Origin of the sequence: Streptomyces sp. NPDC046862 (genome assembly GCF_040704615.1) — a bacterium.
GTDB lineage: Bacteria > Actinomycetota > Actinomycetes > Streptomycetales > Streptomycetaceae > Streptomyces.
This window is the reverse complement of sequence record NZ_JBEYXP010000045.1, coordinates 19,858-41,177: the sequence shown is the minus strand read 5'-3', so window position 1 is coordinate 41,177 and position 21,320 is coordinate 19,858. Positions and strand designations below refer to the sequence as shown.

At 69.9% G+C, this 21,320-nt stretch carries 23 protein-coding genes and 1 pseudogene; 11 read left to right on the top strand and 13 right to left on the bottom strand.

The window, feature by feature from the left end; translation table 11 throughout:
- Positions 1-77: 77 nt before the first annotated feature.
- The 4 genes from AB0959_RS37850 to AB0959_RS37835 form a co-directional block, all read right to left on the bottom strand.
- Positions 78-2,462, bottom strand: a complete 2,385-nt coding sequence (locus AB0959_RS37850) for an MFS transporter (protein ID WP_366831305.1) — start codon at positions 2,460-2,462, stop codon at positions 78-80.
- A 233-nt stretch (positions 2,463-2,695) separates the two neighbouring features.
- Positions 2,696-5,818 (bottom strand): beta-N-acetylglucosaminidase domain-containing protein, encoded by a 3,123-nt coding sequence (locus AB0959_RS37845; RefSeq protein ID WP_366831304.1) that lies wholly within the window; start codon positions 5,816-5,818, stop codon positions 2,696-2,698.
- Between the two features lie 956 nt (positions 5,819-6,774).
- Complete coding sequence (locus tag AB0959_RS37840) at positions 6,775-7,212, bottom strand: hypothetical protein (RefSeq protein ID WP_366831303.1); 438 nt, start codon at positions 7,210-7,212, stop codon at positions 6,775-6,777.
- 436 nt (positions 7,213-7,648) lie between these two features.
- Positions 7,649-8,170: a substrate-binding domain-containing protein gene (locus AB0959_RS37835; RefSeq protein WP_366831302.1), complete on the bottom strand. Its 522-nt coding sequence runs from the start codon at positions 8,168-8,170 to the stop codon at positions 7,649-7,651.
- 128 nt (positions 8,171-8,298) lie between these two features.
- Between AB0959_RS37835 and AB0959_RS37830 the strand changes: the two genes are divergently transcribed.
- Both AB0959_RS37830 and AB0959_RS37825 read left to right on the top strand, forming a co-directional pair.
- On the top strand, positions 8,299-9,951 hold the full coding sequence (locus AB0959_RS37830; RefSeq protein ID WP_366831301.1) for a TlrC/CarA/OleB/SrmB family ABC-F type ribosomal protection protein: 1,653 nt from the start codon (positions 8,299-8,301) through the stop codon (positions 9,949-9,951).
- A gap of 207 nt (positions 9,952-10,158) precedes the next feature.
- Positions 10,159-10,899, top strand: coding sequence for an NAD(P)H-binding protein (locus AB0959_RS37825; protein ID WP_366831300.1), 741 nt, complete (start codon positions 10,159-10,161; stop codon positions 10,897-10,899).
- A gap of 154 nt (positions 10,900-11,053) precedes the next feature.
- On the opposite strand, the gene AB0959_RS37820 is transcribed toward AB0959_RS37825, so the two are convergent.
- On the bottom strand, positions 11,054-11,251 hold the full coding sequence (locus tag AB0959_RS37820; RefSeq protein ID WP_366831299.1) for a DUF397 domain-containing protein: 198 nt from the start codon (positions 11,249-11,251) through the stop codon (positions 11,054-11,056).
- A gap of 12 nt (positions 11,252-11,263) precedes the next feature.
- On the bottom strand, positions 11,264-12,118 hold the full coding sequence (locus AB0959_RS37815) for a helix-turn-helix transcriptional regulator (protein ID WP_366831298.1): 855 nt from the start codon (positions 12,116-12,118) through the stop codon (positions 11,264-11,266).
- A 270-nt stretch (positions 12,119-12,388) separates the two neighbouring features.
- Between AB0959_RS37815 and AB0959_RS37810 the strand changes: the two genes are divergently transcribed.
- The 3 genes from AB0959_RS37810 to AB0959_RS37800 all read left to right on the top strand — a co-directional run bounded on the left by AB0959_RS37810 (position 12,389) and on the right by AB0959_RS37800 (position 13,532).
- The gene (locus AB0959_RS37810; protein ID WP_366831297.1) at positions 12,389-12,859 is read left to right on the top strand and encodes an ATP-binding protein; all 471 of its coding nucleotides are present in this window, start codon (positions 12,389-12,391) and stop codon (positions 12,857-12,859) included.
- A gap of 68 nt (positions 12,860-12,927) precedes the next feature.
- Positions 12,928-13,284 carry a hypothetical protein gene (locus tag AB0959_RS37805; protein WP_366831296.1) on the top strand — a complete coding sequence of 119 codons (357 nt, stop codon included), beginning with the start codon at positions 12,928-12,930 and terminating at the stop codon, positions 13,282-13,284.
- Positions 13,281-13,532, top strand: a complete 252-nt coding sequence (locus tag AB0959_RS37800; protein ID WP_366831295.1) for a hypothetical protein — start codon at positions 13,281-13,283, stop codon at positions 13,530-13,532. Before AB0959_RS37805 ends, AB0959_RS37800 begins: the two co-directional genes overlap by 4 nt.
- Positions 13,533-13,691: 159 nt before the next feature.
- Here the strand turns inward: AB0959_RS37800 and AB0959_RS37795 are convergent, their stop codons facing one another.
- Entirely contained in the window at positions 13,692-14,540 is an 849-nt protein-coding gene (locus tag AB0959_RS37795) for an SDR family NAD(P)-dependent oxidoreductase (RefSeq protein WP_366831294.1), read from the bottom strand.
- 46 nt (positions 14,541-14,586) lie between these two features.
- On the bottom strand, positions 14,587-15,000 hold the full coding sequence (locus tag AB0959_RS37790; protein WP_366831293.1) for a PPOX class F420-dependent oxidoreductase: 414 nt from the start codon (positions 14,998-15,000) through the stop codon (positions 14,587-14,589).
- Between the two features lie 121 nt (positions 15,001-15,121).
- Between AB0959_RS37790 and AB0959_RS37785 the strand changes: the two genes are divergently transcribed.
- Positions 15,122-15,661 (top strand): TetR family transcriptional regulator, encoded by a 540-nt coding sequence (locus AB0959_RS37785; RefSeq protein ID WP_366831292.1) that lies wholly within the window; start codon positions 15,122-15,124, stop codon positions 15,659-15,661.
- A gap of 110 nt (positions 15,662-15,771) precedes the next feature.
- Here AB0959_RS37785 and AB0959_RS37780 read toward each other — a convergent pair whose 3' ends face one another.
- Entirely contained in the window at positions 15,772-16,089 is a 318-nt protein-coding gene (locus AB0959_RS37780) for a hypothetical protein (protein WP_366831291.1), read from the bottom strand.
- Between the two features lie 201 nt (positions 16,090-16,290).
- Between AB0959_RS37780 and AB0959_RS37775 the strand changes: the two genes are divergently transcribed.
- On the top strand, positions 16,291-16,674 hold the full coding sequence (locus AB0959_RS37775; protein ID WP_366831290.1) for a helix-turn-helix domain-containing protein: 384 nt from the start codon (positions 16,291-16,293) through the stop codon (positions 16,672-16,674).
- Between the two features lie 13 nt (positions 16,675-16,687).
- Here the strand turns inward: AB0959_RS37775 and AB0959_RS37770 are convergent, their stop codons facing one another.
- Positions 16,688-17,371 carry a glyoxalase gene (locus AB0959_RS37770; protein WP_366831289.1) on the bottom strand — a complete coding sequence of 228 codons (684 nt, stop codon included), beginning with the start codon at positions 17,369-17,371 and terminating at the stop codon, positions 16,688-16,690.
- A gap of 101 nt (positions 17,372-17,472) precedes the next feature.
- Complete coding sequence (locus tag AB0959_RS37765; RefSeq protein ID WP_366831288.1) at positions 17,473-18,321, bottom strand: alpha/beta hydrolase; 849 nt, start codon at positions 18,319-18,321, stop codon at positions 17,473-17,475.
- An 81-nt stretch (positions 18,322-18,402) separates the two neighbouring features.
- Here AB0959_RS37765 and AB0959_RS37760 point away from each other — a divergent pair, with 81 nt between their 5' ends.
- Positions 18,403-19,005: a TetR/AcrR family transcriptional regulator gene (locus AB0959_RS37760; protein WP_366831287.1), complete on the top strand. Its 603-nt coding sequence runs from the start codon at positions 18,403-18,405 to the stop codon at positions 19,003-19,005.
- A gap of 178 nt (positions 19,006-19,183) precedes the next feature.
- Here the strand turns inward: AB0959_RS37760 and AB0959_RS37755 are convergent, their stop codons facing one another.
- Positions 19,184-19,396 (bottom strand): DUF397 domain-containing protein, encoded by a 213-nt coding sequence (locus tag AB0959_RS37755; protein WP_366831286.1) that lies wholly within the window; start codon positions 19,394-19,396, stop codon positions 19,184-19,186.
- Complete coding sequence (locus tag AB0959_RS37750; RefSeq protein WP_366831285.1) at positions 19,393-19,845, bottom strand: DUF5753 domain-containing protein; 453 nt, start codon at positions 19,843-19,845, stop codon at positions 19,393-19,395. The genes AB0959_RS37755 and AB0959_RS37750 overlap by 4 nt, the downstream gene beginning before the upstream one ends.
- Before the next feature lie 30 nt (positions 19,846-19,875).
- Here AB0959_RS37750 and AB0959_RS37745 point away from each other — a divergent pair.
- From AB0959_RS37745 to AB0959_RS37735, 3 genes and pseudogenes are all read left to right on the top strand, one after another.
- Positions 19,876-20,100 (top strand): annotated as a pseudogene (locus tag AB0959_RS37745) (LuxR C-terminal-related transcriptional regulator); the annotation flags it as partial.
- A 138-nt stretch (positions 20,101-20,238) separates the two neighbouring features.
- The gene (locus AB0959_RS37740) at positions 20,239-20,604 is read left to right on the top strand and encodes a DUF4333 domain-containing protein (RefSeq protein WP_366831284.1); all 366 of its coding nucleotides are present in this window, start codon (positions 20,239-20,241) and stop codon (positions 20,602-20,604) included.
- 20 nt (positions 20,605-20,624) lie between these two features.
- A complete protein-coding gene (locus AB0959_RS37735; RefSeq protein ID WP_366831283.1) occupies positions 20,625-21,308 on the top strand; it encodes an ABC transporter ATP-binding protein in 684 nt (227 codons plus the stop codon).
- Positions 21,309-21,320: the final 12 nt, after the last annotated feature.

Genomic DNA, 21,320 nt, shown 5'->3' with positions numbered 1-21,320 from the left:
CCGCGGGCGGTGCCCTCCGCTCAAGGTGCCGCCCGCGGACCGGGGTTGTGGAGGCTGGTGTGCAGCCGGGGTGCGAACTACCCCTCGCCGTGGGCCAGTTCTATGTCGTGGTCGTCGATGCCCGCGCCGGAGACCGTGACCCCGGCCGCCTGGGGCGGGTAGCCCGTCGCGATGACCGTGTACGCGCCGCTGTCCAGGTCGGAGAAGGCGTACGCACCGTCGTGGCCGGTCGTCGTCGAGGCGACCACGTTGCCCGCCGCGTCCACGAGCGTCACCCGGGCGTCGGTCAGCGGACCACTGGCGGAGCCGCGGACGGTGCCGCGCACGTGCGCACCCGGGTGCAACTCCACCTCCACCCGCGTGGATCCGGCGCCGCCGATCTCCACCGGCTGGGCCAGCGGGCGGTGCTTGGCGGAGTTGACCGCGAGGGTCACGGTGCCCGGCACGAGGTCGGTGATGGTGAACTCGCCCAGGGAGTCGGTGTGTCCGGTGGCGAGTACGTCACCGCGTACGTCCGTCACGATGACCACGGCTCCGGCGACGGGTGCCCCGCTGTCGGCGGACCGGACCGCGCCCAGCAGCCTGCTCGTGCCGCTCAGCAGGATGTCGTACGTCACCGGGGCGTCGCCCACGACGATGTTCGTGGCCTGGGGCTGGTAGCCGTCCGCGGAGGCGATGAGGACGTACGGGCCGGCGCCGGGCGCGGCCACACCGTACGAACCGTCGTCGTGCGTGACCGAGCGGCTCAGCTGCCGTCCTTCGAGCGAGATCAGCGTCACCGCCGCCGCGCCGACGGGCACCTTCTCGGTGCCGAGGACGTGCCCGCGCACCCGGATGCCGCCGCTTCCGACACCGACCGATCCGGCCGGTCCGGTCGATCCGTCCGGCGCGTCGTCCAGGGCGGGTGACGGGGCGGGGACCGGGGCACGGGCCGGGGCAGGGGCCGGAGCGGGGGCCAGTGACTTCTCCGCCGTCGGCGGCACCGTGGGCCCCGCGGACGCGTCCGCGGCCGCCGGCTCGGCCGCCGCCTGCTCCGACTGGGCGGCCGGGCGCTGGCGCGGGATGAAGATCGCGATGGTGAAGGCGAGGAGCGCGGCTCCGGCGCCGACCGCGAGGACCACCTTGAAGCCGTTCTCGGACGGCAGGGCCGTGGATCCGAGGGTGGTGGTCATCTGGGCGAGGATCACACCGGCGATGGCGCTGGCCGACGACGTACCGATGGAGCGCATCAGGGTGTTGAGGCTGTTGGCGGCGGCCGTCTCGGACGCGGGCACGGCGCCCATGATGAGCGCGGGCATCGAGCCGTAGGTGAAGCCGATACCGGCGCCGATGACGCAGGAGACCAGGATGAAGTGCCAGAGCTCCGACATCAGGACGATGTTGAGGCCGTAGCCGGCGGCCACGATCAGGGCGCCGATCATCAGCGTCACCTTGGGGCCCTTGGCCTTGGAGACGGCGGCGGAGACCGGGGCGAGGGCCATCATCACCAGGCCGGACGGCGCCATGACCAGACCGGCCACGAGCATCGACCTGCCCAGACCGTAGCCCGTCGCCTCAGGCAACTGAAGGAGCTGAGGGAGCACCAGGGACATCGCGAACATGGCGAAGCCGACGGCGATCGAGGCGAGGTTGGTGAAGAGCACCTGGCGGCGGGCGGTGGTGCGCAGGTCCACCAGCGGCTGCGAGGTGCGCAGTTCGAAGAAGCCCCAGAGGAGTAGGACGACGACCGAGGCACCGAACAGGCCGAGCGTGGTGCCGGACGTCCAGCCCCAGTCGGCGCCCTTGGAGATGCCCAGCAGCAGGCAGACCAGTCCGGCCGCCATACCGATGGCGCCGACCAGGTCGAAGCGCCCGCCGGTGCGGACCCTGGACTCCGGTACGAAGCTCGGGACGAGGACCAGGGCGACCACGCCGAGGCCGGCGGAGGCCCAGAACAGGACGTGCCAGTCGAAGTTGTCGGCGATCAGCGCGGCGGTCGGCAGACCGAGGGCGCCGCCGACGCCGAGGGAGGCGCTCATCAGGGCGGTCGCGGAACCGAGCCGTTCGGCGGGCAGTTCGTCGCGCATGATGCTGATGCCGAGCGGGATGACGCCGGACGCCAGGCCCTGCAGTGCGCGCCCGACGATCATCGGGGTCAGGGAGTCGCTCAGCGCCGCCGTGACGGAACCGGCGACCAGCATCACGAGGCTGACCAGGAGCATGCGGCGCTTGCCGTACATGTCGCCGAGCCGTCCCATGACCGGGGTGGCGACGGCGGCGGCGAGCAGGGTCGCGGTGACGGCCCAGGCGGTGTCGGAGGCCGGGGCGTCCAGGAGCCTGGGCAGCTCCGGGACGATCGGGATGACGAGGGTCTGCATCAGCGAGACCACGATGCCGCCGAAGGCCAGCACCGCCACGACGAGGTTGGCCCGTGGTGCCGGGGCCCCCACGTCGGGGGCGGGACGGGCGAGGGCATGGGACACGGTCGGGCCTCCGTAGGGGCGGATCGGGCGCAGGGGTGGAACGGGCGCGGTCGTTCGGATGTGCGCGACAGGGTAAATCTAAGTCAATTGATTGACTTAAGCAAGCGGCCCTGGTCGTCCCGCGCGTGAAGATTTGACGCAGAGGGGGCCGCAGCCGGAGCCGGTCCCGCCGCGCCCGTCGGCGTGGGCGGCGGCGGGACCGGTGGTCACTGCCCCATCGGCATGGGCGGCCGCTACCCCACCGGCACCGGTGTCACCGCGGCCGCCAGGGGATACGCGCCCGTCTTCAGCGCCGTGCCCACCTTCCCCGTCGCCGTCGTGACCGGTACGAGCGTGCCGGCGTCGGCGGTCGTGACGTACGCCGTCGTGCCGTTCCAGTCCAGGGCGACGTCGAACGCGGACCGGCCGACGGTGACCGGGGCGCCCGGGGCGCCCGTGACCGTGTCGACCGGCGTGATCGTGTCGCCCGTGCTGGCGCTGACCCAGAGCGTGCGGCCGTCGGGGGAGAGCGCGAGGCCGTACGCCTGGCCGGTGACCAGGAGGGTCGGGCGGGTGTCGTTCGTGGCGGTGTCGATCGGAGTGACCGTCGAGCCGCCGGAGTTCGACACGTAGACGGTTCGTCCGTCGGGGGAGGCCAGCACGTTGAACGGGTTCGGGCCCACCGGGATCGCCTTGCCCGCCGTGCCGGAGGCGCCGTCGCCCGTGAGTTTCACCGGAGTCACCGTGCTGTCGTGGATGTCGGCCACGTACAGGGTGGAGCCGTCCGGGGTGATCGCCATGTTCTCGGGGCCGTCGCCGACCGCGATCTTCGCGCCCGCCGTGCCCGTCGTGAGGTCGATCGGCTGGAGCGCGTCGTCGGAGTAGTCGGCGACCCAGAGGGTCTTCCCGTCGGGGGTGAGGGCGAGGCCCGCCGGTACGTCGCCGACGGCCACCGTCTTCGTGACCTCGCCCGAGGCGACATCGATGACGCTCACTGTGTCGGAGCCTTGGTTGGCGGCGTACGCGGTACGGCCGTCCGCGCTCAGGACGACCTCGCCGGGGTTCTTCCCGACCGCGATCTCCGTCGACGCACCCGAGCCGAGGTCCACCGAACTGACCGACGCGCCGCTGAAGTTGGCGGTCAGCGCACGGTCGCTGCCCTTGCCGTCCGTGATCCGTACCGGGATCGCGCGGCTGACGAGCCCGTCACCCGCCACGACGACGGACCGGACTCCGCCGCTCGCCCCGTCGGCGGCCGTGAAGGTCACCGCCGCCGTGGCCTTGCCGCCCGCCGGGACGGTCAGGGTGCCGGAGGCCGGGGAGGCGGTCAGGCCGTCGGGGGCGTCGAGCGCCCACGACACGGTCTTCTGGGCCGTGGAGCGGTTGTCCGCCACCGTGAGCGTGACCTTGTCGCTCTTCCCCGGCGCCAGTGACAGCGACGACGGCTCGAACGAGGCGTCCGGGCCCGGGTCGGGCGCGGCCCGCAGCGTGGCGTCGAACAGGAAGCGGTCCATGACGCCCGGCGCGACCTGCTGCGGTACGGCGTCCAACTCCTTTCGCTGCTGCTGGAGTTGGTCGTAGTACGTCGACACGGCCGCGTCGTCGCCGTCGGCCTGGGCGAGCATCAGTTTCACCGCCGTGCCGCCCGCCTCGCCGTACGCGCCGAGCTTGTCCAGCCACGCCGACGTCTCCTTCAGGAACCCCGGGTTGTCGAGGTGGGCGCGGAGGCCGGCGGGCGCGGCGGCCATGGAGGTGAAGTAGGCGGAGAGCCTGCGGGCCGCCTTCGTGAGCTCCGGGCCCTTTCCGTCCCCGTACGCCGTCGTGAAGGCCTTGATGAGCGGGGTGAGGGTGGGGGACTCGGTGGAGTCGAGGAGGGAGGAGTAGCTGTTCTCGGCGAAGATCCGCAGGGGCGCGGCGGCTGGGCCGCCGAAGTCGCGGACCGACGCGAGGAAGGCCGCCCTCGGGTCGTAGGCCTGCGGGTTCCAGGTGTAGTCGGCCGACGTGAACAGGGCGAGTTTGCTGGCCTCGGCCTGGACCATCGGGTTGGCGGTGATGCCGGTGACCTCGGCGGGTACGCCCGGCTCGCGGCCGGTGTAGGGGCCGAGGAGGAGGCGGCTGGTGGTGTAGTCGTTGACCGGGTAGTTGTCCCAGATCAGGATCGGGTGCCCGAACACCTGCCGGGCCTGGCGGGCCTGTTGGGCGCTGATCGTGGGGGCGATGACCCCGACCCCCGTCCACTCCACGACCACCGAGCGGTCGAGCTTCTCGCGCAGGGCCGTCTTGTACGGGGAGTCGGCGAGGTCGGAGTACTCGGTGGGCACCATCTCCAGCGGCTGGACGTCGTCGTGGGCGCCGATGAAGTCCTTGACGACGGAGTTCAGCAGCGCGGCCTGCGCCGTGCCCGCCGCGCCGCCTCCGGTGCCGTACTCCTTCTCGTCCTCGGGGCAGTTCCAGGTGGTGTAGCTGATGTCGTCCAGCGGGACGGCGAAGGAGCGCACGCCGATCGCGTACAGCGACTCGAACTTGGTGACCAGGGCCTTGCGGTCGCTCGCCGAGGAGTAGCAGACCGACAGGCCGGGCGAGAGGGCGTACGTGAACCGGACGTGGTTCTCCGCCGCGCGGTCCACGAGCTGCTTCAGGCGGGCGAGCTGGTCGGCGGGGTACTCGTCGCGCCAGTTCGCGCGCAGGTACGGGTCGTCCTTGGGCGAGTAGACGTACACGTTCTGCTTGGTACGGCCGTAGAAGTCGAGCTGGGAGAGGCGGTCCTGCTGGGACCAGGGGGCGCCGTAGAAGCCCTCGATCACGCCGCGCAGAGGGGTCGTGGGCCAGTCCCGGACCGTGGTGGCGGGGACGGACCGGCCGGTGACCAGCTGACGGAGGGTCTGGGCGGCGTAGTACGTGCCGGTGGTGTCGACGCCGGAGAGGGCGACCGTGCCGTGGCCGGAGGCGAGGGAGTAGCCGCCGGAGGGCAGGCCGCTCGGGGGCTTGGCGCCGAGACGGGAGAGGGCCTTGCCGGTCGCCGGGTTCTCGGCCGGGCCGCCGACGTAGACGGTCAGGGCGGCGGGAGGCACGGGGGTGCCCGCCGTGACGGTGGTGATGGTGCGGGCGCCGGCGGCGCGGAGGGTCTTCTCGACGAGTCTGCGGGCGGGCGCGTCGGTGTCGGGGCCGACGACCTCGACGACGCGGCGGGGGACGGGGACGGACGGGGAACCGTGGCTCGGCCGCATCTGCTGCGGGGTGGGCCACACCGTGGGGGAAGGTGTCGTGGCGGTGGGCTCCGCCGCCACGGCGGGGGCCGGGGCGAGGCCCGGCGCACAGAGAGCCAGGGCGGCCAGGAGGCCGACCACTGCCGGCCTCAGGGCCGGTCTCCGGTTCAATGTTTTATCCATCGAGGGGAATAGTGGTTGATGGATTCACCGGCGACAAGACCTGTCGTGCGAGTAAGCCGCGTGAGGTGTGGTGGAGTTGGTCGGACGCGGGTGTTCTGTGGCTGGCCGCGCCCGTCAGGTGGCGCCGCGTGACCGCCACTGGGGTCAGGGGTGACTTGGGCCCCGATCTCCGCCGGGTGCGCACGAGGTCCCAGCCGTTGCCGACCCGCAGCAGACGGAGTTCGGGCACGTCACTGACCATGGGGCTTTCCGCGGCGCCTCGCGCACGGAGATCACGTGTCCCCCTCGTGCGGGAGGCCGGGGCGCTGGCTTCGTCTATCCGCCTCTTCCGTACAGCCGCGAGGCGTTTGGGGCCGAGGTGGCTGAGGGTCGGGACTACGGTGCCGTAGATCTCGGCCAGTTCGAGGAGTCACGGTTCGTGCAGTGGTGCGCATCTGGCGCGGTTGTGGCACGTCTCCGTCTGATCAATGCCTACAACAAGAAACCCCAGGCCGCTGACCTGGGGTTTCAATCTGGAGCGGGTGACGAGAATCGAACTCGCGCTCTCGGCTTGGGAAGCTGTGAGCATTTGCAAGATTTCTTGCAGGCCCAGTCGAGATACGATGAACTACTCGCTGCACCCCGCCAAGCCATGCATGCCGACCTGGCTTTGCCGAGTGGAATCCACGAGCAGTTCGTTTCATCGAGAGGCCGAATTCCTGACGAACGCCTCACGCCCGTCGTGATCTCCCGTGTCTCACCGTCTGGCGGGGCCCACAGGACCATTGCGCGGCAAATGGGAGCGCGAATTACAGCTGCATCGAGGTGTGCCTCAGACGCCTGCGTGAGCACCGCGTGAGGAGTTCGAGTAACAAGCCCGCTCTCGCTTCTCGTGACCTGTGCTGTGGCCCAGCCTGTCCCACCGGACGCGGCACCGCGCGCAGTGGGACGGGCTTGCCGGCACCTCAGGCAACGCCGTGCTGGCCGCCCTGGGTGAAGTCGCAGTCGTGACCTGTGCCGAGGTAGCCGGTGCCGCTGTTGGAGTAGTTGTCCTCCACGCTGCCGCAGGCTCTCACCCACACATCCGCACCCTCAGGGATATCCCCCCATGGGTGTCTCGTGTCCGTGGTGTTACATCCAGACGTATTGCGAATCGTTCGGAAATTATATCCATACCCCGACTTGTACCACGTCAGCTGAGCCCAGACGGTGTCGCCGTCGCACTTGTTGTCGTGAATGAGGAAATCATCGCCGTTGGCCACGAAGTACGCATAGCCGTCACCGTTGGTCGCGTCAGAAACGGGCGAGTTCGTGCCTGCGCTGGCGGACGTGGCGGTTCCGATGACCAGGCACGCTGCCGCAGCGGCGACAACCGAGAGACGACCCCGGGATATTGCTTTCATCTCGGTGATTTTCCGATCTGGAGGAAACAGAGAGTGTCTACGCATTAATCGCCTGAATCAGCGTATTGCGCACCACAAGATGTGTCAGCGTAGGCTCTCACGCGGAGTGCGTCGCGATCAAGGGATATGCATGGCTTTGGTCGCCGTCACCGAGTATGCGTCACCGTGGCCCCGGCCCTGGTCTAACGCGGACCACCCCAGCAGACGCCTTGGGCGCCCGAAATGGATTCCGTTCGTCTGGTTGCTTGACGCTGGGCCTCGACATCCCAAGCTCACGGAGCTTGAAGAACCGCGTCTCTGGGTCTGGGCCCACATACGCGGCTTCGACGACCACCTTCCTCGGAACCCGTGTATCGCCCTGTTCGTCCGGCGCCGACCGACCTTCACCGGGTCGCGCGGCGGTCACGTCCTGCCTCGTCCTTGACTCCTGGCTCGCTCAGGCGGCCGGTGCCGTCGTGCCGCGTACCACCAGCTGGAGCGGCAAAACGATCTCGCGGGGCTCGGTGCGGCCCTCGTCCAGGCGTTCCAGGGCGGCCGTGACCGCGTGGCGGGCCTGTTCCTCGGCGCTCCGGCTGACCGTCGTCAGGTTGAAGCAGCTGAGGCGGGAGAGGGCGTCGTCGTCGTACCCGGCGACGGACACCGCGCCGGGGACCAGGTCGCCCGCGCGGCCCAGGGCGGTGAGGACGCCGATGGCGCACTGGTCGTTGAACGCGACGACGGCGCTGGGCAGCTCGGTGCCGCCGAGGAGCTGGCGGGCGGCCCGCTCGCCCGCGTCCTCCGTGTTGTCGCCGTGATCGGCCCCGACCCTGCGGGCCTCGCTGACCCTGCGGGCCTCGCCGGCCCGGCCGGTCCGGCGGCATTCGTCGGCCTGACGCAGGCTCGCTTGCCTCAATGTGCCCAGCAAGGCGAGACGTCTCGTCTTGTCAAACCGTGCATCGTGTTGTACGGTCCTTCGCATGGGTTCCCTGTGAGACAGCCGGCGCCGACCGCGTAGAGCACCGCTCCGCAGTCGCCGCGCCCCGCCGTGCAGCCATCCACCCCGATCCGGCCCGGGCTGAAACCCGTGTGCCCAGGAGGGACCCGATCTTGCACACCTCACAACTCACCCTTCACCACGTCACCAAGCGCTACCCCGGCCGCACCGTCCTCGACCAGGTCTCCTTCACGCTGAAGCCGGGCGAGAAGGCCGGGCTCATCGGTGACAACGGCTCAGGCAAGTCCACTCTCCTCCGTCTCATCGCAGGGCAGGAGCGCCCGGACAGCGGTGAGTTGACCGTGACCGCCGCCGACGGCATCGGCTATCTGCCGCAGACCATCCCCCTGCCCCCGACCGCCACCGTCCAGGACGCCGTTGACCTGGCCCTTGCGGACCTGCGCGCCCTGGAAGCGAAGCTGCGCCGGGCCGAGCAGGCGCTCGGCGACGGCGCGGACCCGGCGGCGCTCGCCGCGTATGCCGTGCTCCTCGAGCGCTATGAGGCCCGGGGTGGCTACGACGCCGACCACCGGGTGGACATCGCCCTGCACCATCTCGGCCTGCCCGCCCTCCGCCGTGAGCGCCGACTCGGCACCCTCTCCGGGGGCGAGCGCTCCCGCCTTGCCCTGGCCGGCGTCCTCGCCGGCCGGCCGGAGCTGCTGCTGCTGGACGAGCCGACGAACGACCTGGACGACCAGGCCGTGGAGTGGCTGGAGGCGCAGTTGCGGGCGCACCGCGGCACGGTGCTCGCGGTCACCCACGACCGTGTCTTCCTGGAGCGTCTGACCACCACGGTCCTGGAGGCCGAGGCGGGAAAGGTCACCCGCTACGGCGACGGCTACGCCGGCTACCGCACGGCGAAGGCCGCGGAACGCCGCCGCCGGCTCCAGGAGTACGAGGAGTGGCGGGCCGAGCTGGCCCGCAACGAGCGGCTGGCCGCCGGCCACGCCGTCCGCCTCGACGCCATCCCGCGCAAGGCACCGCTGGCCAACTTCGGTCACGGCGGCTTCCGCGCCCGCGGCCGGGCGCACGGCACGATGGCCCGCATCCGCAACGCCCGCGAGCGGGTCGAACGGCTGACGGCGAACCCGGTGGCGCCGCCGCCGGACCCGCTGGCCTTCAGCGCGCGGATCGCAGCGGCAGGGGAATGCGCGAGTGGAGGCGCCGAGCCCGCTCCCGCCGAGCTCCCCGCCGTCCAGCTCTCGGACGTACGCGTAGGAGACCGACTCCACCTGGGCGCCCTCACCCTCGGCCGCAGCGGCCGGCTCCTGGTCACCGGCCCCAACGGCGCCGGCAAGACGACGCTGCTGCGGCTGCTCTCCGGCGAGTTACGGCCGGACGCGGGCTCGGTGCACGTGCCGGGTCGGGTAGGCCATCTGCGCCAGGACGAGACGCCGTGGCCGCCGGGCCTGACGGTGGCCGAGGCGTTCGCGCTGGGCCGCGTGGACTCCGCCGACGAGCAGACGGATGCCCTGCTTGCCCTTGGCCTCTTCCGCCCGGCGGAGCTGCGCCTGCGCATGGGCGAACTGTCGTACGGCCAGCGCCGCCGCGTGGATCTGGCGCGACTGGTCTCGGAGCCCGCCGATCTCCTGCTGCTGGACGAGCCGACCAACCACCTGTCACCGGCGCTGGTCGAGGAACTGGAGGAGGCGCTGACCGGGTACCCGGGGGCGATCGTGCTGGTCACCCATGATCGCGCACTACGGACGCGGTTCCAAGGCGGGCATCTGGAACTCCCGGAGACAGCGAGTGTCCGGGTGGGGTGACAGGCGGCCGTGCCCCGACCCGAATCGGTCGCTGTCCTCTGCCCGACCGTGACGCTCGGAGTGGCCCTCTGAAGCACTCAGTCACACCCGCCGCCCGGAGCCGCTGCCTGGTGTTCGCTCCCCTGGCCCATCACGGCTGTCACAGATCCGGCCGTTGCCCTGTCCTGTAGGTGGTTCATCGAATCAGCTCAGCGAACGGAGACAGTGATGAGGATCGTGGTCGTCGGCGGTACAGGGCTCATCGGCTCGCAGGTGGTCGCGCTGCTGCGCGATGGCGGTCACCACGTCGTGCCGGCCGCTCCCTCGACGGGTGTCGACACCCTCACCGGCCAGGGCCTGGCAGAGGCTCTCAAGGGCGCGGACGTGGTCGTGGACGTGTCGAACTCCCCGTCCTTCGACACGGAGCCGGCGCTGGACTTCTTCACGCGCTCGGCGCGGCACCTGATCGAGGCCGAGAGGGACGCGGGTGTCCGCCACCACGTCACGCTCTCGATCGTCGGCGTCGACCAGGTGCCCGACTACGGCTACTACCGGGCCAAGGTTGCCCAGGAAGACGCCGTGCGCGGGGGCGGCGTCCCGTACAGCATCGTGCGCGCCACCCAGTTCTTCGAGTTCATCGCTCCGGTGATGGACATGTCCAGCGAGGGTGGGGAGGTGCGCCTGCCGTCCACGCGGCTGCGGCCGATGGCCTCCGCCGATGTGGCCGCGGCCGTCGCCGAGGCGGCGCAGGGCGAGCCGTCGAACGGCATCCGTACCATCGCCGGTCCCGAGGTGTACGGCCTCGACCGGCTCGGTGAGATCACCCTGGCGGCGAAGCCGGACGGACGGACCGTCGTCACCGACGAGTCCGCCGGCCTGTTCGCGTCGATGCCCGAGGGGGTCCTCGTCGGCGACGACACCGCGCACGTCGCGTCCACGCGCTACGAGGACTGGCTCCGGCAGCACTGACCCCGGGGCCAGGGGGGCCTCTCAGAGGTCGTGGGCGATGTCGCTCCAACTGGGTGTTTGGCAGTTTTGGGACACGGGTCGTGCGGCCCGTGTCCTTTGAAGTCGGGCTTCCGGGAGCGGTTGGCTGGCCCAAAGCTGCCAATTGCTCGTTCCCTCAGTGGGCGCCTTCGGGTGGGAGGGCTTTGAGGGTGTGTATGAGGGCGTGGAGGGGGGCTTGGGTGGTGGTGAGGATGGTGTCGGGGGTGTCGCTTTCGCGGAGGTGGACGGCGTTGCCGGTGGGGGTGGCCGCGACATGGAGGCAGTTTGTGCTGTCGCCGCTGTAGGTGGACTTCTGCCAGTGCAGTGTGTGCACGGTGGGTACCTCTCACGTGTCCCGGACGAGGTTCTGGATGAAGTCGCGTGACTCAGTGGGGCCGAGCGCGCAGGACTCCATGTGATCCAGTACGGCACGGTACTTACTCAACAGTGCCTCTGCGTCGAGGAATTGGCAGCCTCCGTGATGCGTGTCCAGCTCGACCGTGTCGAGTTGTGGGACAGGGCCCTCGACGTAGTCGAAGGACTGGCCCGTGCTGGGGAAGTAGTCCGTCCCGAAAGGGATCACTCTGACGGTGACGCGGGGCAGTTCGCTCATTTCCAGCAAGTGCTTGAGCTGGCCACGGGTGACGTCGGGGCCGCCGAAGCCCATGCGGAGCGCCGTCTCGTGGATGATCGCCGTGAACGGGGGCGGGGTCTCGCGGTGCAGCACGCCCTGCCGCTTGATCCGATACGTGAGGCGGTGCTCGATTTCGTACTGCCGCATGGGCGGTACCACTGCCCGGAAGAGGGCACGGGCGTGATCGGTGGTCTGCAGCAACGCCGGGATGTGGATCACGAGCGCCACGCGCAACGCCGCTGCGTGATGCTCCAGCTCGGCCACGTCGACCAGCGCGGCGGGCAGGTGTTCGCGGTACTCCTCCCACCAGCCGCGTGTACGCCGTCCGGTCATCGAGGCCAGCGCGTCGACGTACGCATCGTCGGAGCACTCGAAGACCCGTGCCATGGAACGAACACGATCGGCGCTGATGGGAGTGCGACCGGTCTCCATCATGCTGACACGTGCCTGGTTGACGCCGAGCAATCCGGCGGCGGCGGTGGCGGTGAGCCCCGCCCGCTCGCGGAGCTTTCGCAGCTCGGCGCCCAGTCTCCGCTGGCGCACCGTGGGGCTGTTGGTGGGCGGCAAGGCGTCTCCTTTCAGGCCGCTGGGCGGCGCAGGCATCCCTCACACGAGGGACTTATGGATGCTTTCAGCTCGTTTAGTTAGAAGCATCCAACCACCTGGTCTACGGTCTTTACATACCGCTCAACTCGTCCCGCCCGTAAGCCGGAAGCGCACCACCCCAGGCATTGCCACCGCTCGGCGTAGCCATTGAGCGTGCCCAAGTCCCGTTCCTTCCCAGAGGTGTTCATGGTCACCGTATCGCCGCCCGCGCGCTCGTTGCCCGAAATCTCCATGTCTGAGAACTGGTGCTACGCCCTCCGCCTCCCTCACTCCGTGCACTCCGCCCGCGTAGCCCGCATGACCGTACGGGCCGCCCTCACGAGCCACGGCATGCGGGAACTCCTCGACGTCACCGAGCTGTTGACGTCGGAGCTGGTCACCAACGCCTACCGGTACGCGGAGGGGCCCGCGTCGCTGCGGCTGCGGGCGCTCGGGGAGGGGCGGCTCAGGGTCTTCGTGTGGGACACCAATCCGTACGTCCCGCCGCCCTTCGACGCGCCCGCGCCGACGGGCGCGCCGCCACCACCCGTCCCGCCCCCGGCCGACGCCACCCAGGGGCGCGGACTGCTGCTCGTACGGCAGTACGCGGACGCGTGGGGCGCGTGGCCGCTCGGAGGGGACCGGCTGGGGCGGAGTGCGGGGAAGCTGATGTGGTTCGAGGTGGGTGGGGCGGGAGCTCGGCGTCCGGGAGTGGCCGCGTGAAGCCGGCGCTGTTGTCCGACTGCGCCGCTACCGTGGTCGGCAAGGAGTACGGACCGAAGGAGCCTCGCGTGAGCACTCAGCCTGATCATGGGCAGGAGCTGATCCCCCGGCCGGAGCGAACCCCCGAGGCCGTTCGTGTCGCCCTCGCTCGCATCGCCCCCCATCGGCTGGGCGAGCTGGAGCGGCACAAGGAGCAGGCGCTCACCGCCGCGATCGCAGACGGCAAGATCGGTCACCTCCAGCACTGGCTCACGTACTGGCACGCGCAGGTCGAGATCGAACGCCGCCCCGACCTGTCCGCTCGCTACCGCACCGCACTCGCCGCCGTACACGCCACGGACGGCAGGGACGACCCCGCGTTCCGGTCCGGCATGAACGAACTGACCGCCGTCGAAGCGGAGGCCCAGCAGGCGGTGTCCGCGTGACCTGGCAGTGGGAGTACGACCCGGACGAACAGCACGTCGCAGGTGGCGCCTCTCCCGCGTTTCTCGCCGAGGTCGAGAAGAAGGCCGACGAGCTGGTCCGTGCCGCTGCGGCCTTCAACCTCGACGGCACTGCCTACCAGGGAGAAGGGCCGAAAGGGGGCTTCGCCCATGTACCCGGTGGCTTCTTCAACTACCTCATCGTCCCCCGGCATGAGCGGCTCTACATCATGCAGGTGACCTTCCTCTGAAAGGTGGGGGCGGAGTGCAGCCGAGTGGTCCGCACTGCGGAGCCCCAGGTCTCACGAAACCTTTCCCGTAGACATGTCGAAGTCACGTTGGGTGGCGACCTGATTACAGGTGGGCGGTTAGCTGTTCGCACGGGGTGAGGGGACCTCAGGTCCGCTGCCTCAGCCCGTCGTCGTCCCGGCCGCCCAGTCGGCCAACAGCCCTTCGGTGAGCCGGTGCAGTCGCCGCGCCTCCTCGACCCCGAACCCGGGGCCGTGCGGGCTGAGCGGTACGTCCCGCACGAATGCGCTGAGCGGGGCGGGGGGCGGGGTGTCCAGGAGCCTGACGATCGGGACGACGGCCTCGTGGACCGGCTGGGCGGACCTGCGAATGACGTCGATCTGCGCCTTTACGTCCGGCGTGTACTGCCCCGAGAAACTGGTGTCGACCGTGCCCGGGCTGAGCAGTACGTACCGCACGTTCGTCCCTGGCCGGGCCTCCACGAAGCCGACGCCGAGCAGATCGTTGAGTCGCCCGCCCTGCATGAGTGCCCGTTGCCCGTCGTACTCCCTGACGAGTTGGAGGTCGTCCCAGTGGATTCCTCCTTCCGCGCCGGGGCCGGCGATGTTGAGGATGACCGGGGTGTCGGCGGATTCGAGCAAGCCGGCCAGCTCGTGGCTCAGAACGAAGCGGCTGAGGTAGAAGTGGGCGAAGGTGTTCTCGAAACCATCGGCGGTGACCAGGCGGGTGGTCCGGAAGTGCCGGGCACCCAGGACGAGGGCGTCGACCCGTGCGCAGGAGGACCGGATGCGGTCCACCACTGCTCTGGTCTCGGACAGCAGGCTCAGTTCGGCGGGTATGAAGTGCGCCCTGGCGGCAGCGCCGCGTCGTCGCGCGCCATCGAGCCACGCCTGGCCCTTCTCCACGCTGCGCCCGACCACCACCACCTCCTGCCCCCTGTCCAGGTAGGTGTCGGCGATGGCCTTGCCGAGGCCGTCCGTGCCGCCGGTGACGACGTAGGTCTTGGTCACGGGTGCTCCTGTCCTCGGGCCATTCCGCCCTTGCTGCTTGCTCGCCTCACAGGAACCGGGACGCGATCTTTTCCAGGGTGACATGGACGGTGACGAGTTCCGGGAGGGTGGCATGCGCCTCCGGGTTGTGTTCGGCGTAGGGCACGCCGGTGTACTTGATGGCGAGTTCGTCCATGAGTTCGCGACTGCCCGCGCTCTCGAAGCGGGCGGTGCCGCTGAGGACCGCGTACCCGTACGGCTCGTCGGGCGGGTTGACGGTCACGCTCAGCCGAGGATCCCGCCGCAGGTTGCGTGCCTTGACCTTGTCGACCCCGGTCACGAAGAACAGGCCGTCGCCGTCCCGCCCCACCCAGACCACGGACTGGTGCGGGCTTCCGTCCGGCTGAAGGGTCGCCACGGTGACGAAGACCCTGGAATCGAGGACTTCCCTCAGTTTTTCCGACATGCGGACCAGGCTCACGTGACTCTCCTTGGGCGAGGGATTTAGTGGCACAACTATGTGACATTTAATAGGTGAATCGCAACAGGTGCGCGCCACTTCTTGGCTCATCAGCCGCACAACCGCGTATGCTCCGGTCTCGATGAGAGCTGACGCGGCACGCAATCTGGACGCGGTCCTGCAGACCGGAGCGCGCCTGCTGGCGCTCGACCCCGGCGCGAGCATCGCGGCGATCGCGGCGGCGGCGGGCGTTGACCGACGTACCGTCTACCGCCGCTTCGCGACCCGCGAGGCACTCCTCGCCGCCGTCCATGTGGCCAAGCTCGACGCCTGCGAGAAGGTCGTCGCCGAGGCGCGGCTGACCGAGGCGCCCCTGCTGGTGGCGCTGCACCGGTACGCGGAGGGCATCATCACCGTGAGCAGGCGGTGGCCGGTGGACGTGCGGCAGGTACAGGACGAAACCGCGGCCGGCCGTCTCAGCCGACTGATCGAGCACCTCGACACCTTCATGGTCCGCGCAGTGCGTGAGGGCGTCATCCGCCCCGGCCTTCCGGACCGCTGGGCCCGCTCCCTGCTCATCCACCTCACCAACCTCGCTTCACACGAGATGCCGGAGCTGACCAGCGCACAGGGAGCCGACATGGTGGTTCGGTCCCTGATCAGCGGACTCGGCCCCGGCTGACGAGGTGGGAGTCGGTGGCGTCCGCCCGCCGAGCGTCGGCTCATCAGCCGTGTCGAGGGACATCAACCCCCTCGACTTTCGGAGGCGCATCATGCAGCGCAAGACCCTGATCAGCATCGGCGGCGCGGCCGCCGTCGTTCTCGCCGGTGGCGTCGTGCTGACGTACACGCTCGGCCGACGACCTCGACGACCTCGACGACCTCGACGACGCGGCGGGGGACGGGGACGGGGACGGACTGGGAACCGTGGCGAGGACGCATCTGCTGCGCGGTGGGCCACACCGTGAGGGCCTTGAGGGCCTTGGGGGCGGGTGTCGTGGGGGCGCGCTCCGCCGCCACGGCGGGGGCCGGGGTGAGGCCCGGCGCGCAGAGAGCCAGGGCGGCCAGGAGGCCGACCACTGCCGGCCTCAGGGCCGGTCTCCGGTTCAATGTTTTATCCATCGAGGGGAATAGTGGTTGATGGATTCGCCGGCGATAAGACCTGTCGTGCGAGTAAGCCGCGTGAGGTGTGGGGGAGTTGGTCGGACACGGGTGTTGTGTGCCCGCTGTCACACTCTCTTGTGGTGACTCAGGAACTGTAGGAGAGTGGCAGGCGACCTGGAACGCACATTTCGGTGACTGAGGAACCTTATGGCGAGCAAGCAGCTACTCAAGGGTTTGCCCGAGGACGCGGACCTGAGGCGTTCGGACTCCCTGGCGCGGGAGATCTTCTCGGACGTCGCCAACAAGTGGGCGCTTCTGATCATCGAGACGCTCGGCGAGCGAACCCTGCGCTTCAGCGAGCTGCGGAACGAGGTCGAGGGCGTCAGCCACAAGATGCTGACCCAGAACCTGCGCATGCTGGAGCGCAACGGCCTGGTCGAGCGGACGGTGTACCCCACCGTGCCGCCACGGGTCGAGTACACCCTCACCGAGCCGGGCCGGGCCCTGCGCACCACGGTTGACGCCCTGTGCGGCTGGACCCACCGGTACCTCGGTCACATCGAGGACGCGCGCGAACGCTTCGGCGACTGACGGGGGTCAGGGGTCAGGACTGTGCGGCCGGGGTGGACGGCGCGGGGGTGTGTGACGTGGTGGACTCCCACGTGAATCCGTCCGGGTCGGTGAAGGGGCCGGCGGTGCTGCCGAGGACGACGCGATGCGAGCCGGTGCCGTCGGCGGGTACGCCGAGGTCCTTGGCCAGGCCGCGCCGCTTGTACAGCGCCAGCTTGACGGGGCCGGCCTCGCCGGAGGCGAACTCGGCGTACTTGCCGCCGAAGCTCCTGGCCACGGTCAGGCCCTGGCCGACGTAGAACTGCTTGGTGGCCTTCACGTCCTCGACGCCGAGCAGAAGGACGACCTCGTCGATCTCGCGCGTGGCCGGGCCGGTGTCCTTCTTCGCCGATGTCGCGACCTTCCAGATGGTCCCGTCGGGCGCCTGGACGACGCCGCCGTAGCCCCACAGCGACTTCGCGGCGGGCTTCAGCACCGTGGCGCCGGCGTCCACGGCGGCGCCGAGGAAGCTGTCGACGGTGGCGGGCCCGGACACGGTGAGCGCCAGGGTGAAGCCGCGGAATCCGGTGGAGGGCGCCTCGGACGCCCGCAGGCGTATGTACGTGTCCACTCCGAAGGCGGTGTAGAAGCGGCGGGCGGCCTCGGGGTCGGACACCTCGAGGGTGACGGACGCGAGGGACGTGGTGGATGCGGTGGATTCGGTGGTTGCTATGACCATCACGCTAGGGGCTGCCCGGCGGTAGGTGCTTCTTGATTCCTGACCGGTCTCGGCGCCTGCTTCGCCGCTGGCTCAGGCGACCGGCGCCGTCCCCCGCGCCGTCACCCGTTCCGCGACCAGAACGCGGTCAGGGCGCGAGCTCCACGCGCGGGGTCCTGGGTCATCCACCAGTGCCCGAGTCCGTCCAGCGTCTCGACGCGGGCGCCTGCGCGGTGGGCCGCGCGTCGGCGTTGCGGGTCGGTGCCGACCATGTGGTCCTCGGTGGCGAGGAGCGCCAGTCCGGTCCGTTGCGACGCCTGTTCCAGGTGCCGGCCGAGCTCGGCCATCACCGGCTGCGCGGCGGAGCGGTAGAGCGCGAGTACGGCTCGGCCCATCGCCTCGTCCTGCGCCACGGCGATCCGCTCGGCCACGGGCCTGCTCATGCCGCGCTGTACGAGCACCTCGGTGCGCGTCTCGACAGCCGCGCCGAACCGGTCGGCGACATCGGCTTCTCCGTCTCCGGGGGTCTGCCACCGCCTGGCGAGCTCATGCCAGACGTAGTCGCGGTCGAATATCCCGATGACGTCGCTCGCCCAGCTGCGCACCAGGTCCGGCCGGCTGACGGCGACGTTCACCACGTGTGCGCCGCCCCAGTCGTGGCCGACCAGATCAACGGGTTCGCCGAAGTCCTCCAACGCGCTGATCAGCCAGTCACGGTATTCGCCGACCGTCGCGCCGAACCCGGTCGGCAGGGGTGCGCCGAACCCGGGCGGCGAGAGGCGGATCAGCCCGTTACGTGGCGAACCGGCGCGCTCGAGCTCAGCGAGCAACGGGTCCCATACTGCCGCCGTCTCGGGATTGCCGTGAACGAACACCGTCGGCATCGCGCTCACTCCCCGATCGGCGAGGTCGGCCGCCGTGCCGCGTTCGGGCAGCGCACTGGCACGGGGATATCGGTCTCGATCACTCAAGCCCTCCGGGTCGGCCGGTTCGGAGCCGTCACCTTCACATACTTGTCGGACGACACGCAAGTTTCTTGTTAACGTACTCGCATGGTCACCACGCGCCGTACCCAGCAGGAGCGCCGGACCCAGGCGGAAGCCGCGCTGCTCGACGCCGCAGCCGAACTGGTCGTTGAGTGCGGCGTGCGGTCGCTGACTCTGGCGCGGGTCGGTGAACGGGCGGGGTACAGCCGGGGGATCGTCACCCATCACTTCGGGTCCAAGCAGGCCCTGCTCGAACGGCTGGCCCGCGCGACGCAAGCCGGCTTCGTCCCCGGGCTCGCGGATCTTCCACCAGGCCTGGACCGGCTCCTGAAACTCGTCGACGGCTACGTCGGCGCCCTCGGGGACGTCGGAATCATGAACCGCGCCTTCCTCCTTCTGTGGACCGAGGCGGCCACAGCGTCCGAACTGGCGCCGACCTTCCGTGAGCGGGACGAGGCGTTCCGCTCCGACCTGCGATCCGACGTCGCCGCGGGGATCGCCGACGGCGACGTACGTCCGGACGTCGAGCCCGACGACGTCGCCGTCGTGGTCGTCGGACAACTGCGCGGGATCGGACTGCAGCGCCTCCTCGACCCCGGCGCCGTCGACACGGCACGGCTGCGCCACACGGTCACCGACTACTGGCGCCGGGCACTGAGCGTCTCCTAGAGCTCGCACCGATTCGATCGCCCATCGCGGCCTCGGCCGGTTTCAGGAGTAGGTCGGGCGCGATGGCCCTTCAACTGGCCTTTGGCAGTTTTGGGACACGGGTCGTGCGGCCCGTGGCCTTTGAAGTCGGGCTTCGGGGAGTGATTGGTTGGCCCAAAGCTGCCAATCGCCTGTTCCCTCATAGGGTGCCTTCGGGTGGGAGTGGCTTGAGGGTGTGTATGAGGGCGTGGAGGGGAGCCTGGGTGGTGGTGAGGATGCTGTCGGGGGTGTCGCTTTCGCGGAGGTGGAGGGTGTCGCTGGTGGGGTCGGCTGCGACGTAGAGGCAGTTGGCCGCTTCGGCGCTGTAGGTGGACTTCTGCCAGGTGGGTTCGTGCGTCAGGGGGCTCCTCACAGGTCGCGGGCGATGCGCTGGATGAGGTCTCGGGACTTTTCCTCGGGGAGGGCCCGCGACTCCATACGGTCCAGTACAGAGCGGTAGCGTTGCAACTGAGCCTCCGCGTCGAGGAATTCGCAACCGTGGTCGGTGTCCCGGACGACTGTGTCCAAGTGGGGAACCGGGCCTGCGGCCCACGTGATGGGCTGGCCCGACGCAGGGAAGCCCGCTTCTCCGAAGGGGATCACCTGGATGGTGATGGTGGACTGTTCGCTCATCTCCAGCAGGTGGTTCAGTTGCGCACGCGCGATGTCCGGGCCGCCGAAACCCATGCGTAGTGCCGCCTCGTGGACGATCGCCGAGTACGGGGTCGGGGTTCCCTCGAAGAGAATTGCCTGGCGCTTAACCCGGTACGAGACGCGGTGCTCGATCTCGTACGGCCGCAGCGGCGGCACTGCCTCGCGCATGGTGGCCCGGGCGACGTGGCCCGACGCCGGGAGGCGGCCGCACGGCTGACGGAGCTGACCGCCCGCGAGTCGGAGGTCCTGCGCCTGGTGGCCGAGGGTCTGTCCAACGCCGAGACCGGACGACGGCTGAACATGAGCGAGATGACCATCAAGACCTATGTGAGTCGCGTCCTCGCCAAGCTCGGGTGCGCCAACCGCGTCCAGGCGGCCCTGCTCGTCCGGGACGCCGGTCCGGGCCCTCTCGACCGAGACTGAGCCCGTGTCCCATCGGCCGTACGGCTGAGAGGACGCCCAACGAGAGCCCCGAACCCTGGCCGTTCGGCCGAGGTGGGCAAGCGCCTGCGGGGGCGAGAGTCGAGGGACATCAACCCCCTCGACTTTCGGAGGCGCATCATGCAGCGCAAGACCCTGATCAGCATCGGCGGCGCGGTCGCCGTCGTTCTCGCCGGTGGCGTCGTGCTGACGTACACGCTCGGCGGTAGTGAGTCCACGACCCATCTGGACAGCACCTCGTCCGCGACCGTGGACGGGCACAAGGCGCTCGCCGGGAACATCGTCGGCGGGCGCACCGAGTCCAAGTTCCACGTACTGCCGTGGGTCGGGACCGCGGTGAAGGACGTGACGTGCCCGGATCTGAAGGCCGTGGCCGGGGCGAAGGTGACCTGCACCGCGAAGGAGGACGACGGCAAGGAGCTGTCCATCCCGGTGAGCGTGGTCAAGGTCGACGGCTCCGCCGTCACCTGGAAGTTCGAGCGCTGAGCGGGACGGGGGCATTCGACATGAGCGTTGTTCTGGCCGGGCACGGCCTCACCAAGACCTACGGCGGCACTCCCGCCCTCGCCGGCGTGGACGTGGAGGTCGGCGAGCGCGAGTCACTCGCGATCATGGGGCCGTCGGGGTCCGGCAAGTCCACCCTTCTGCACACCCTCGCCGGGATCATCCGGCCCGATGGGGGGCAGGTGCTGTTGCGCGGTGAGCGCATTGACGAGCTGGGTGAGAACCGGCTCAGTGCGCTGCGGCGCAAGCGGTTCGGGTTCGTGTTCCAGTTCGGGCAGTTGCTGCCGGAGCTGCCCGCCGAGGAGAACGTGGCGCTGCCGCTGATGCTGGAGGGCGTGCCGCGCAAGCAGGCCGTGCAGCGGGCCCGGCGGTGGTTCGAGCCGCTCGGGCTGGCCGGGCTGGAGCAGCGCCGGCCGGGTCAGTTGTCCGGCGGGCAGGCCCAACGGGTGGCCATCGCCCGTGCGCTGGCCGTCGAGCCCGATGTCGTGTTCGCCGACGAGCCCACCGGGGCGCTGGACCAGAGCACGGGTACAGAAGTCATCCGTCTGCTGACCTCCGTCACCCGTGAGCAGGGTGCCTGTCTGGTGATGGTCACCCACGACGCCGACGTCGCCGCCCACTGCGACCGGGTCCTCCAGGTGCGGGACGGCCGCATCAGCCAGTACAGCCAGTACACCGTTGGCTGACGCGGCGGCGAA

Coding starts and splice junctions, on each gene's coding strand:
- AB0959_RS37840 (WP_366831303.1), bottom strand. CDS start 7,212: ATGAAAGCAATATCCCGGGGTCGTCTCTCGGTTGTCGCCGCTGCGGCA.
- AB0959_RS37835 (WP_366831302.1), bottom strand. CDS start 8,170: ATGCGAAGGACCGTACAACACGATGCACGGTTTGACAAGACGAGACGT.
- AB0959_RS37825 (WP_366831300.1), top strand. CDS start 10,159: ATGAGGATCGTGGTCGTCGGCGGTACAGGGCTCATCGGCTCGCAGGTG.
- AB0959_RS37810 (WP_366831297.1), top strand. CDS start 12,389: ATGTCTGAGAACTGGTGCTACGCCCTCCGCCTCCCTCACTCCGTGCAC.
- AB0959_RS37785 (WP_366831292.1), top strand. CDS start 15,122: ATGAGAGCTGACGCGGCACGCAATCTGGACGCGGTCCTGCAGACCGGA.
- AB0959_RS37775 (WP_366831290.1), top strand. CDS start 16,291: ATGGCGAGCAAGCAGCTACTCAAGGGTTTGCCCGAGGACGCGGACCTG.
- AB0959_RS37770 (WP_366831289.1), bottom strand. CDS start 17,371: ATGGTCATAGCAACCACCGAATCCACCGCATCCACCACGTCCCTCGCG.
- AB0959_RS37760 (WP_366831287.1), top strand. CDS start 18,403: ATGGTCACCACGCGCCGTACCCAGCAGGAGCGCCGGACCCAGGCGGAA.
- AB0959_RS37750 (WP_366831285.1), bottom strand. CDS start 19,845: ATGCGCGAGGCAGTGCCGCCGCTGCGGCCGTACGAGATCGAGCACCGC.
- AB0959_RS37740 (WP_366831284.1), top strand. CDS start 20,239: ATGCAGCGCAAGACCCTGATCAGCATCGGCGGCGCGGTCGCCGTCGTT.
- AB0959_RS37735 (WP_366831283.1), top strand. CDS start 20,625: ATGAGCGTTGTTCTGGCCGGGCACGGCCTCACCAAGACCTACGGCGGC.